We start from the raw sequence: 4404 nt of genomic DNA, 5'->3' as shown, positions 1-4404 counted from the left end.
CCCCCCGGGGGGGGGGCCCCCCCCCCCCCCGCCCGCGGGGGGCGCACCATCCACACCTTCCATACCGAAGGGGCCGGCGGCGGCCATGCGCCGGACATCATCACCGCCTGCGCCCACCCGAACATTTTGCCGTCGTCCACCAACCCAACGCTGCCCTACACCCTCAACACCATCGATGAACATCTCGATATGCTGATGGTCTGCCACCATCTGGACCCGGACATCGCCGAGGACGTGGCCTTTGCCGAGTCGCGCATTCGCCGGGAAACCATCGCTGCGGAAGACGTGCTGCACGATCTCGGCGCCTTCTCGCTCACCTCCTCCGATTCGCAGGCCATGGGCCGCGTCGGGGAAGTGATTCTCCGCACCTGGCAGGTGGCGCATCGCATGAAGGTGCAGCGCGGAGCGCTGGCGGAGGAGACCGGGGATAACGACAACTTCCGCGTGAAGCGCTACATCGCCAAATACACCATCAACCCGGCGCTGACCCACGGCATCGCACACGAAGTCGGATCCATTGAGGTGGGTAAGCTGGCTGACCTCGTGGTCTGGTCGCCAGCCTTCTTCGGCGTGAAACCGGCCACCGTGATCAAAGGCGGCATGATCGCCATCGCGCCGATGGGCGATATCAATGCCTCTATTCCGACCCCGCAGCCGGTGCACTACCGCCCGATGTTTGGCGCGCTGGGCAGCGCCCGCCATCACTGCCGCCTCACCTTCCTGTCGCAGGCGGCGGCAGCCAATGGCGTTGCCGAGCGGCTGAACCTGCGCAGCGCGATCGCCGTGGTGAAAGGCTGCCGTACGGTGCAGAAAGCCGACATGGTGCACAACAGCCTGCAGCCTAACATCACCGTCGACGCCCAGACCTATGAGGTGCGGGTGGATGGCGAACTTATCACCAGCGAGCCGGCAGACGTTCTGCCGATGGCGCAACGATATTTTCTGTTTTAAGGAGAGCGGATGCTTTATTTAACTCAACGTCTGGAGATCCCCGCCGCCGTGACCGCCAGCGTTACGCTGCCGATTGATGTTCGCGTCAAAAGCCGGGTTAAGGTCACCCTCAACGATGGCCGGGAAGCCGGCCTGCTGCTGCCCCGCGGCCTGCTGCTGCGCGGCGGCGATGTGCTCAGCAACGAAGAAGGCACCGAGTTTGTGCAGGTGATTGCCGCTGATGAAGGGGTGTCGGTAGTGCGCTGCGACGATCCGTTTATGCTGGCGAAGGCCTGCTACCACCTCGGCAACCGTCACGTGCCGCTGCAGATCATGCCGGGCGAGCTGCGCTACCATCACGATCACGTGCTGGACGATATGCTGCGCCAGTTCGGCCTGACGGTGACCTTTGGCCAGCTGCCGTTCGAGCCGGAAGCCGGCGCTTACGCCAGCGAGAGCCACGGTCATCATCATGCTCATCATGACCACCACGCTCACAGCCACTAGCATGTCGACAGCGGAACAACGCCTGCGGCTGATGCAGCTGGCCAGCAGCAACCTGCCGGTAGGGGGTTACAGCTGGTCCCAGGGGCTGGAGTGGGCTGTGGAAGCCGGCTGGGTGCCGGACGTCGCGGCCTTCGAGCGCTGGCAGCGACGCCAGATGACGGAAGGCTTTTTTACCGTTGACCTGCCGCTGTTCGCCCGCCTGTACCGCGCCTGCGAACAAGGCGATATCGCTGCGGCCCAGCGCTGGACCGCCTATCTGCTGGCCTGCCGGGAAACTCGTGAACTGCGGGAGGAAGAGCGCAACCGCGGCGCGGCGTTTGCCCGTCTGCTGAGCGACTGGCAGCCGGACTGTCCGCCGCCGTGGCGCTCCCTGTGCCAGCAAAGCCAGCTCGCCGGGATGGCCTGGCTCGGCGTGCGCTGGCGTATCGCCCTGCCCGAGATGGCCCTCAGCCTGGGCTATAGCTGGATTGAGAGCGCCGTGATGGCCGGCGTCAAGCTGGTCCCCTTCGGCCAGCAGGCCGCCCAGCAGCTGATTTTACGTCTTTGTGACCACTACGCGGCCAAGATGCCCCGCGCGCTGGCCGCGCCGGACGGCGATATCGGATCGGCCACCCCGCTCGCCGCCATCGCCTCTGCCCGGCATGAAACCCAATACTCTCGATTATTCCGTTCCTAGGAGAAGCCATGAACTCTTATAAACACCCGCTGCGCGTCGGCGTCGGCGGCCCGGTCGGCTCCGGTAAAACCGCTCTGCTGGAAGCGCTGTGTAAAGCGATGCGCGATACCTGGCAGCTGGCGGTGGTCACTAACGACATCTATACCAAAGAAGATCAGCGCATCCTCACCGAAGCGGGCGCGCTGGCGCCTGAACGCATCGTCGGTGTGGAAACCGGCGGCTGCCCGCATACGGCGATCCGCGAAGATGCCTCAATGAACCTCGCCGCCGTGGAAGCGCTGAGTGAAAAGTTCGGTAACCTCGACCTTATCTTCGTGGAAAGCGGCGGCGATAACCTGAGCGCCACCTTCAGCCCGGAGCTGGCGGATCTGACCATCTACGTCATCGATGTGGCCGAAGGGGAGAAGATCCCGCGCAAAGGCGGACCGGGGATCACCAAATCCGATTTCCTGGTGATCAATAAAACCGACCTTGCCCCCTATGTGGGCGCGTCGCTGGAGGTGATGGCGAGCGATACCCAGCGTATGCGCGGCGATCGCCCATGGACCTTCACCAATCTGAAGCAGGGCGACGGCCTGAGCACCATTATCGCCTTCCTCGAAGACAAAGGCATGCTTGGCAAATAGGCCTGTTGCACCAGCCGGGCGCAAGCGCGTCCGGATGGTGCAGCCTCTGCTCTCTCTTTATATCATCCTGCCTCCACCTCCGCGCCACGCCTGCCCTGCAATATGGCATAAGGTTTGCTAATTCAAGTCATGCCTAACCATTAAGGAATGACTATGTCATCACTGGATCTTAACCCTGAATTACCCGCGACAACGCGGACTTCCGGCTCCCGGGAAACCTTAGAAGATTACACCTTACGTTACGCCCCGCTGAGCTTCCGCCGCTGGGGTCCGGGCGTCGTCGCGGTCACCGCGCTGGGCGGCATCGCCTATCTGGCCGACTTTTCCATCGGCGCCAGCATCGGTATGGCCTGGGGCACCAGCAACGCCATCTATTCGATCCTGGTGGCGGCGCTGGTGATCTTCCTCACCGGCATTCCGCTGGCGATCACCGCCGCGCGCTACAACATTGACCTTGACCTGATCACCCGCAGCGCCGGCTTCGGCTATTTCGGCTCGGTGATCACCAGCATTATTTTTGCCGGCTTCACCTTTATCTTCTTCGCCCTCGAAGGCTCGATCATGGCCCAGGGGCTGCTGGTGGGCCTCGGGATCCCGCTGTGGATGGGGTATCTGATCGCCACCCTGATGGTGCTCCCGCTGGTGGTCTATGGCATGAAAGCTCTGACCCGCCTGCAGGTGTGGACCACGCCGCTGTGGCTGGTGCTGATGGTGGTGCCGGTGGTGTGGCTGATTGTCAAAGATCCGCAGCTGGTGGACGGCTTCCTGCATTTCGCCGGTAAAAACAGCGCGTCGACGGTGGATATCACCGCCATCATGCTCGGCGCCGGGGTATGCCTGTCGCTGATCATGCAGATTGGCGAGCAAATTGATTACCTGCGCTTTATGCCGCCTAAGACCGCGGAGAACCGTAAAAGCTGGTGGCTGGCGGTCTTTTCCGCCGGCCCGGGCTGGGTGGTGTTAGGCGCGATCAAACAGATCATCGGCGCCTTCCTCGGCTTCTATCTGTTGACCCGTTTCCCGGCGGTGCACAATACCGAACCGGTGCAGCAGTTCGTCAGCGTCTTCGATAACCTGGTGCCCGGCTGGCTGGCCCTGACGCTGGCGGTGGTGCTGGTGGTGATCTCGCAGATCAAAATTAACGTCACCAATGCCTACTCCGGCTCGCTGGCGTGGACCAGCGCCTGGACCCGCACCACCAAACGCTATCCGGGACGGATTATTTTTGTGGTGGTCAACCTGGCGATTGCCCTGGCGCTGATGGAGGGCGATATGTTCAGCGCCCTGTCGTGGATCCTCGGCTTTTACTCCAACTTCGCCATCGCCTGGGTCGTGGTGGTGGCGACCGACATCACCTTTAATAAAGGCTTGCTCAAGCTGGCGCCGGCGCAGCCGGAGTATCGTCGCGGCATGATCTACAACGTTAACCCGGTGGGCGTGGTCTCCTTTGGTCTGGCCGCCGGGCTGTCGATCTGCGCCTTCTTCGGTCTGCTGGGGGCGACGCTGGCGCCGTTCTCGCCGCTGATTGCGCTGGTCGTTGCCTTTGTCATGACCCCGCTGATGGGGCTCCTTACCCGCGGGCGCTACTATATTAAGCAGGTGGATGACGGCATCGCCGAACCCCGGCCGCGCCGCGGGGGGGGGGGGGGCGGCCCCCCCCCCCTC

Annotated in this window: 4 protein-coding genes and 1 pseudogene; all 5 read left to right on the top strand. The window is 63.1% G+C overall.

Annotated features, from left to right (window positions below; all coding sequences use genetic code 11):
• Nucleotides 1-951: urease subunit alpha (locus HMPREF9538_RS29770; protein ID WP_009484815.1), on the top strand; the 951-nt coding region annotated here is incomplete at its 5' end.
• Between the two features lie 9 nt (nt 952-960).
• Complete coding sequence (gene ureE, locus HMPREF9538_RS16100) at nt 961-1437, top strand: urease accessory protein UreE (protein ID WP_004181345.1); 477 nt, start codon at nt 961-963, stop codon at nt 1435-1437.
• A 1-nt stretch (nt 1438) separates the two neighbouring features.
• Nucleotides 1439-2113 (top strand): urease accessory protein UreF, encoded by a 675-nt coding sequence (locus HMPREF9538_RS16105; protein WP_009484814.1) that lies wholly within the window; start codon nt 1439-1441, stop codon nt 2111-2113.
• Between the two features lie 8 nt (nt 2114-2121).
• Nucleotides 2122-2739 carry an urease accessory protein UreG gene (ureG, locus tag HMPREF9538_RS16110; protein ID WP_002916877.1) on the top strand — a complete coding sequence of 206 codons (618 nt, stop codon included), beginning with the start codon at nt 2122-2124 and terminating at the stop codon, nt 2737-2739.
• Nucleotides 2740-2892: 153 nt separating this feature from the next.
• A pseudogene (locus HMPREF9538_RS16115) lies at nt 2893-4404 on the top strand (purine-cytosine permease family protein); the annotation flags it as partial.

It is taken from the genome of Klebsiella sp. MS 92-3 (genome assembly GCF_000195655.1).
Lineage (GTDB): Bacteria > Pseudomonadota > Gammaproteobacteria > Enterobacterales > Enterobacteriaceae > Klebsiella > Klebsiella pneumoniae.
This window is presented reverse-complemented; position numbering and strand designations above follow the sequence as displayed.

Bases quoted from the DNA above. Each gene is read 5' to 3' on its own strand.
- ureE (WP_004181345.1), top strand. From the start codon at position 961: ATGCTTTATTTAACTCAACGTCTGGAGATCCCCGCCGCCGTGACCGCC.
- HMPREF9538_RS16105 (WP_009484814.1), top strand. From the start codon at position 1,439: ATGTCGACAGCGGAACAACGCCTGCGGCTGATGCAGCTGGCCAGCAGC.
- ureG (WP_002916877.1), top strand. From the start codon at position 2,122: ATGAACTCTTATAAACACCCGCTGCGCGTCGGCGTCGGCGGCCCGGTC.